At 57.6% G+C, this 7205-nt stretch carries 6 protein-coding genes and 1 pseudogene; 4 read left to right on the top strand and 3 right to left on the bottom strand.

Features of this window, described 5'->3' with window-relative positions:
* The 3 genes and pseudogenes from DH08_RS17205 to virG all read right to left on the bottom strand — a co-directional run.
* On the bottom strand, positions 1–640 hold a 640-nt coding region (locus DH08_RS17205; protein WP_192180423.1), incomplete at its 3' end, for an IS1595 family transposase.
* Positions 641–930: 290 nt separating this feature from the next.
* Positions 931–1517 (bottom strand): annotated as a pseudogene (locus tag DH08_RS17200) (ISKra4 family transposase); the annotation flags it as partial.
* A 26-nt stretch (positions 1518–1543) separates the two neighbouring features.
* On the bottom strand, positions 1544–2269 hold the full coding sequence (gene virG / locus DH08_RS17195) for a two-component system response regulator VirG (RefSeq protein WP_192180421.1): 726 nt from the start codon (positions 2267–2269) through the stop codon (positions 1544–1546).
* Between the two features lie 1086 nt (positions 2270–3355).
* Here virG and DH08_RS17190 point away from each other — a divergent pair.
* From DH08_RS17190 to virB4, 4 genes are read left to right on the top strand one after another with little or no spacing between them, the layout of a single operon-like run.
* Complete coding sequence (locus DH08_RS17190; RefSeq protein ID WP_192180420.1) at positions 3356–4132, top strand: type IV secretion system lytic transglycosylase VirB1; 777 nt, start codon at positions 3356–3358, stop codon at positions 4130–4132.
* Positions 4133–4146: 14 nt separating this feature from the next.
* The gene (virB2, locus tag DH08_RS17185; protein WP_192180419.1) at positions 4147–4506 is read left to right on the top strand and encodes a pilin major subunit VirB2; all 360 of its coding nucleotides are present in this window, start codon (positions 4147–4149) and stop codon (positions 4504–4506) included.
* Positions 4506–4832: a type IV secretion system protein VirB3 gene (locus tag DH08_RS17180; RefSeq protein ID WP_183465361.1), complete on the top strand. Its 327-nt coding sequence runs from the start codon at positions 4506–4508 to the stop codon at positions 4830–4832. The genes virB2 and DH08_RS17180 overlap by 1 nt, the downstream gene beginning before the upstream one ends.
* Complete coding sequence (virB4, locus tag DH08_RS17175) at positions 4832–7201, top strand: type IV secretion/conjugal transfer ATPase VirB4 (RefSeq protein WP_192180418.1); 2370 nt, start codon at positions 4832–4834, stop codon at positions 7199–7201. Before DH08_RS17180 ends, virB4 begins: the two co-directional genes overlap by 1 nt.
* Positions 7202–7205: the final 4 nt, after the last annotated feature.

Genomic DNA, 7205 nt, shown 5'->3' with positions numbered 1-7205 from the left:
CTCGCGCCGAGAGACCAGTCACGACCGCGGCACGCGCGTCACCGGCCAGAGTGCCAGACATGACATCGGTCGGTCGCTGCACCATTGCCATGACCGGCGTTTTGTCCGTATTCGTCTGGCCTTTCCGGCCGCGGCCCGGAGGCGGGTCGTCGGGATTCTTTCTGGGCCTTCCACCGAGATGGAAATGGTCGATCTCCACCGTGCCGGCGAGCATGTTCTCCCGCGCCACCATGAGACGCAGTGCATGTCCCATCCGCCAGGCCGTTGGCTGGCTCACCCCGAGCGCCTCGGCCAGGCGCACCGACGACAAGCCCTTGTCGGATTGCAGTAACAGCCACATTGCCTTCAGCCAAACACGCAAGGAAAGCTTCGTGGAGTGCAGAGGCGTGTGTGTCGTCACCGTGAACTGGAACCGGCAAACGCCGCTGGAACATTGATAAAGACCCGGTCGGGCGCGCCGCTTGCCGGTATCGCGGCCGGCAAGCGCAATCGAGCGTTTGAATCCGCAGGCGGGGCAGATCCGGCCATCCGGCCACACCATGCTTTCCAGCAACCGACGGCAATGCTGCTCATCCCGGAAGGCCGCGATCATTTCTTCAACAGTCCGAATGCTGGAAAGCGCTGCAAGCATTTCAGGCATCCTCACCTCCTTCAGATCCGCCCGAAGAATCAATGAAAAGCCTTATATATCACAAGGATATTGCTGTCTTTGGTTGATAAAGGCCGCGTACGATTTCGCACTGCTCTTGTTCCGACCCCTAAAACGAACGATAGTCCACAAAGCCTCGCCAAGGGGCGGCAGCGGAGCGAAGCAACCACCACGTCCATCAGCCAAGCCTCAGATCAAGCCCGAGCGGACCTGATGGCTTCCTTCAGAAGCAGAGAGCGCTCCGACGCGGGGCGTTGAGCTCCATGGCTGGGGTCAAGCAGAACGGCTCTCTTGACGACAGCGGCGCTGACGCGATCTCCGGAGCGGCAGCTCTCGCCGAAATTGATCAGGCTGGGCACTTTTGGAAGGCGATGTAGGCTTGGAACCCGCCGATGGCGGTCAGGAACTTGCGCGTGTCCGGCTGACCTGTCTCGAGACCTTCCGCGTCGAACTGCTGGTCGGCGATTTCGTCACAGGCACGATAAACGTTACGATGCCGGAGATGCCATTTGATTCTGCGCAAGGTTTCAAGCAGGTCCTGTCCGGCCTGCTCGTCGTGGTTTTCGAGCCCTTGCACGAACTGGCGAAGGACCGTGATGCGCATGGTGATATTGAACCAGTCGAGGACAGGCGTGCTCGCCGGTGCGATCATTTCCGCGAGCGAGCGGACTTCCTCCCCGCCGTCGGTGACGAAGGCAATATCCTGTTTGGCCTGGACGCACTGCTTCTTGAGATGGTCGAGAATGCGCCGTTGCAGCTTGCGATCATAGCTGGACAAAATCGACGTAGCGCGGAGCGCCGTCTTCAGGCTGCGAGCGGCCTGCGATCAGCTCGAATTTTTCTTCCGGTCGTCACGGTGGCGGATGTACTCGGGAAATCCAGCATAGCTCCCCTTCAAGCGGCCAACGTGCCTCCGTAGCTAATATCTACGTCAGCATTGAAGAAGTACCCTGCACCACGGGATGTTTTGACCAAGCGAGGATTGCTCGCATCGGCCTCCAGCTTTCGGCGCAAGCGCAAGATCAGGACATCGATACTTCGATCATAGACCTCTTCTTCACGCACACGGCTCGCGAGCAAAAGCCGTTCTCTGGATAACACGTTGCGTGGGTTCTCCAGGAACGCGATTAAGAGATTGAACTCACATGCGGTAAGCTTGACCTCGCCACGCTCCTGACAGACCAGCCGCCGCTGCTTGACGCTGAGTTTCCAGGTCCCAAAGTGAAATAAGCGCTGATCTTTTTTTCGCGGACTGGAAATGCGCTGGCGTAGCGCTACTCTAATGCGGGCCAAGAATTCGCGCAGCCCGAAAGGTTTGCAAATGAAATCGGTTGCGCCGAGCTCCAGTGCAACCACTTTCTCCGCCTCATCAAGCCGGTCGCCACTGATCACTATGATGGGAATGTCCGATTTTGCTGCCAGATTGCGGACGATCGCAAGTCCATCCTCCCGGCCTAGGTTGAGGTCAACAATCACCAGATCGACTGGGTCCTGTGAAAGAAGCTGGTTAAACTGCTTGCTATCGTTAACTGCGGTTACCTTCAAGGCATGTATCGCGAGATAATTGGCGATGAGGCGCCGCATTGCGGCATCATCATCGATGACAAGAACATGTTTCAACGGCTCACCTTTCAATCTTGAAATTGTCTTCCTAAATCTGTTGCCGAGTAATTCTCGGGCACTGATGCAGGACAGCGGCCTCTGATCCCACTCGCTGCTGGCGGCCAGGAACGACGGCCCTGCTCGTCCAGAATTGGCTGGCTGGGTCTTGTCATCAATCCCGAATTGGCCGCGTGCATTCAGCCGTGCCCCCTTACAGGTTCAAGCGCATTGCCTACCGTGACGTCTTTTCGCCTTTTCGGATCGTGATTCCGTTTTGGTCAGTTTGATGCAGGCCTGCTCACACTATTCGGGTGCGACGGCATGGGTGCCGAGTTGCCTGCCATATGTCTGCTTCCTCGTCACGCTAGCTGGCGCTCGGACCTCAATCATCTCGACATCGTCCGGCTCATGGGTCGGCGTCGGACGTGGTGAGCAGCGCGGCTTTGATTGGTTCCCTCAAAGGCCGTCGGCGGCACGACCGACGGGATTCGCTGCAACGGCCTTGTGCCAAATAGTATGTCTCCTGCCAAGCCGGGTTCTTCCGAGACGGCCGGCGGCGTCGAATCTCGTTTTGGCCGAGGACGGTTACCGTCCGAGCTAACGTTTCTCAGCTTACGCGAGACCTCCACTTTGAGCCTGTCACGTCACGGGCAGCACCTCAAACTCGACAGCGCCAAATCGAACCTCATGATTATGCTCGGCGATGGGCGGTCGGGTTCCGTCAATGGCGTGCGGTTTTTCTGCCGATGGGGACAATCTATGATCTACTCATCTACATTAGCGCGCACGGCCAAACAGCTAACCAGGTTCGCCAGCGTCAGCTCTCCGATCTTGGCATGGACGGCCTTTATATCCACCTCGCTCCGATTCTCCCGCGCCGAAACACGGTTGCGGCCCTTCCAGAAGCTGCTTTCTCCAGTCCGTGATCAGTTCGCATGAACATGCTGCGCCAGCTCGCCAGCGTCTTTTCTCCATGAACAAATGTCTTTGCTTCAGTTGAAACCGAAAAGCTGAACTTGAACATCATCGAGTAACAAACCTCCCGGATAAGGGCGTGCCGGACAGGCCAAACCGTGCGGCGGCTTAGAGAGGTAGGTCATAGGAATGTTTATAGCGGCTTGGCCCCTGGCCCTTATCTTGTTGACCTCTATGTCCCTCCCGGGCGAGCCTGCGCCCCTTTCCCTGCGTGAGTTCGACCGCCTATCGCGCACATGCGCTCCCTGGGTTGCGTCGTCCACGCTCGCCGCGATTGCCACAATTGAAAGTGGCTTTGATCCGCTTGTGGCACATGACAATACCACAGGTGAGCAGCTTCGCTGGACAGATCATCTGCAAGCTACGCGTGGCGTCAAGGACCGCCTCGAAGCACACCATTCCGTTGACGTTGGATTGATGCAGATAAACAGCAAGAATTTTTCTATTCTCAATCTCACGCCGGAAAAGGCCTTGCAGCCCTGCACCTCGCTTTCGGCTGCCGCTCAGTTGCTTGAAAGCCGGTATGCCGGCGGCATGACTGCTGTGGCACAGCAACTCGCGCTTCGCCGTGCCATCTCGGCCTACAACACCGGCGACGTCACCCGCGGCTTCGCCAACGGTTATGTGCGAAAGGTTGAGTCAGCCGCAAAGGATGTCTCAATGCTCCGAAGGCTGGCGCCGGCTGCTCGAGGCATCCGAAAACTTGAGGCAGCTGGTCCGAAAACGGTGCCCCCTCTGCTCGAACAGAGCCAACAGACCAATGAAAAGCAGCCCACACAAGATTCGTGGGACGTCTGGGGCTCCTATCAGCGGAACCGCTCAGGGGCAGATCCATCCGCTTCGCCAGGCAGCCAAGATGCGCAAGGGCGGGAACCCTCAAACCCAAATAAACGCATATTCGATTGAATCGTGGAGATCCAATGATGAAGACACTCAAGACATTTCGTATGCTTGTAAGGCATGTTCCTCGTGCCATGCTGCGGATGGCGGCTGAATATATACCGGCCGCTGCTGCAGGCGCGGCGTGGACGGTCTTGTCCAGCGCGCCAGCCGCAGCTCAGGTAACTGGGGGGACGGATCCTGCCAAGATGGTCGAGAATATCTGCACGTTCATACTTGGCCCCTTCGGACAATCACTGGCCGTGCTCGGACTAGTAGCCATCGGTATCTCTTGGATGTTCGGTCGTGCTTCACTTGGCCTGGTTGCCGGTGTCGTTGGAGGGATCGTCATCATGTTCGGGGCCAGCTTCTTGGGCAAGGCGCTTATCGGCGCGGGCTGATGAGCGACCGGTTGGAGGTAAGCACCCTTTATGTGGCAGCGACACGCCCTGCACTCTTTCTGGGTGTGCCGCTGACGCTGGCCGGATTGCTCATGATGTTGGCTGGGCTCATTATCATTATCCTTCAGAACCCACTTTACGAAATCATGCTCGTGCCACTCTGGTTCGGAGCACGGCTGGTTGTTGAGCGTGATTATAACGCCGCAAGCGTCGCGCTACTCTATTTGCAGACGGCTGGCAGAAGCGTGGACGGGCCGTTCTGGGGTGGCGCGAGCGTCAGCGCTAATCCGATCAGAGTGCCGAAACGCGGAAGAGGAATGGTGTAATGTTTGGCGCCAGCGGCAGGACTGAGAGATCTGGCGAGATCTATCTTCCGTATGTTGGTCATGTAAGCGATCAGGTTGTCCTTCTGGAAGACGGATCGATCATGGCCATGGCACACGTGAATGGTCTGCCCTTTGATTTGGAAGACGCTGACATGCGCAACGCGCGCTGCCGCGCGTTCAACACTCTCCTGCGCAACATCGCCGATGACAATGTCTCGATATACGCTCATCTTGTGCGACACAATGATGTGCCAGCGTCCGCGCCGCGCCAGTTTCAAAGTGCATTCGCTGGCAGTCTGAGCGAAGCCTACGAGCGACATGTGCTGTCGGGAAAGCTCTGTCGCAACGATCACTTACTCACTGTCATCGTGTTCCCTCGCAGCGCAATCAGCAAGATCGGCTTGCGGATTTCCAAGTCCCCCAGACGGAATGACAACGATCTAGCCACCCAAATGCGAAGCCTAGAAGACCTCTGGCACATCATTGCTGGCGCACTCGGCGGTTACGGTCTGCGCCGGTTGGGTATTCGTGAGAAAGGCAACGTGCTCTTCACCGAAATTGGTGAGGCGCTTCGGCTGATAATGACTTGCCGATTTCTTCCGGTTCCAATGGTTACCGGTTCACTTGGCGCCTCGATCTACACTGACCAAGTCATCTGCGGGAAGCGGGCGCTTGAGATTCGAAGACCCGGCGATAGCTCCGTGGGATCATTGTTTTCGTTCCGTGAATATCCGGCGACGACGCGGCCAGGCATGCTAAATTCCCTGTTGTCCGCCAACTTCCCGCTTGTCCTCAGCCAGAGCTTTTCCTTTCTCACTCGCCCCCAAGCCCATGCGAAGCTTAGCCTTAAGTCCAGCCAGATGACGAGTGCCGGCGACAAGGCCCTGACCCAGATCAATGAACTTGCCGAGGCAGAGGACGCACTGGCAAGCAACGAATTCGTGATGGGTTCGCATCATTTGAGTCTGTGCGTCTACGCCGACAGCCTCAATAGCCTTGGAGATCGCGCAGCAAATGCCCGCGCACGGCTGGCCGACACGGGCGCCGTGATCGTCCAAGAGGGTATCGGCATGGAGGCCGCGTACTGGTCCCAACTTCCGGGGAACAACAGGTGGCGCACGCGTCCCGGCGCCATCACCTCGTACAATTTTGCCGGGCTCGTCTCATTTGAGAATTTCCCAAGCGGTTCCAGTTCCGGCCACTGGGGCAATGCTATTGCGCGCTTTCGCACAAACGGTGGAACTTCCTTCGACTACATCCCCCACGAGAATGATGTCGGCATGACGGCAATATTCGGGCCCGTTGGCAAAGGTAAAACGACGCTGATGACCTTTGTCCTCGCCATGCTTGAGCAAAGCCTGGTCGATCGCAATGGTGCGATCGTCTTCTTCGACAAGGACCGGGGTGGTGAACTGCTAGTGCGAGCCACGGGAGGAACATATCTTGCGTTGCGCAGAGGCGCTCCGAGTGGCTTGGCCCCTCTGCGTGGTCTGGACAACACCTCCGCCTCGCTGGACTTTCTGCGCGAGTGGTTGATGGCCCTGATCGAGAGTGATGGCCGTGGCCCGATCTCGCCGGAGGAAAGCCGTCGGTTGGAACGCGGCATTGTTCGTCAGCTATCGTTCGAACCCGTCATGCGCTCACTTGCGGGCCTACGCGAATTCCTGCTGCACAGCCCCTCCGAGGGCGCAGGAGCACGGCTGCAGCGGTGGTGTAGAGGGAACGCTCTTGGATGGGCCTTTGACGGCGATGTGGACGAAGTAAGGCTGGATGCCTCCATTACGGGCTTCGACATGACGCAGCTCCTGGAATATGAGGAGATCTGTGCGCCGGCCGCCGCATATCTTCTGCATCGAGTGGGCGCTGTTGTCGATGGCCGTCGATTCGTCATGAGCTGCGACGAATTTCGCTTCTACCTACTCAACCCCCAATTCTCGGCTGTTATCGACAAGTTCTTGCTCACCGTCCGCAAAAACAACGGGATGTTGATACTCGCAACGCAGCAGCCTGAGCACGTCCTGGAATCGCCTCTCGGAGCTAGTCTCGTTGCACAATGTATGACGAAAATATTCTACCCATCTCCGACGGCCGACCGATCCGCGTATGTCGATGGCTTGAAGTGCACTGCGCAGGAGTTCGAGACAATCCGTCAGGGAATGGCAATCGGCAGCCGCAAATTTTTGCTCAAGCGCGATAGCGGGAGTATTGTTTGCGAATTCGATCTTGGGCAGATGCGCGAGTATGTAGCCGTACTCTCGGGGCGGGCCAACACCGTGCGCTTTGCCGACCAGCTGCGTGAGCAGTACGGAGATGCCCCAGGTGGGTGGCTCGACAAGTTCATGGCCCGTTACCATGAAGTTCAAGACTGACGGA

This window comes from Mesorhizobium amorphae (assembly GCF_014843845.1).
In the GTDB taxonomy this organism is placed as follows: domain Bacteria; phylum Pseudomonadota; class Alphaproteobacteria; order Rhizobiales; family Rhizobiaceae; genus Mesorhizobium; species Mesorhizobium amorphae_A.
Note: the sequence above shows the minus strand (reverse complement) of the source record. Positions and strands in the feature narration are given on the sequence as shown.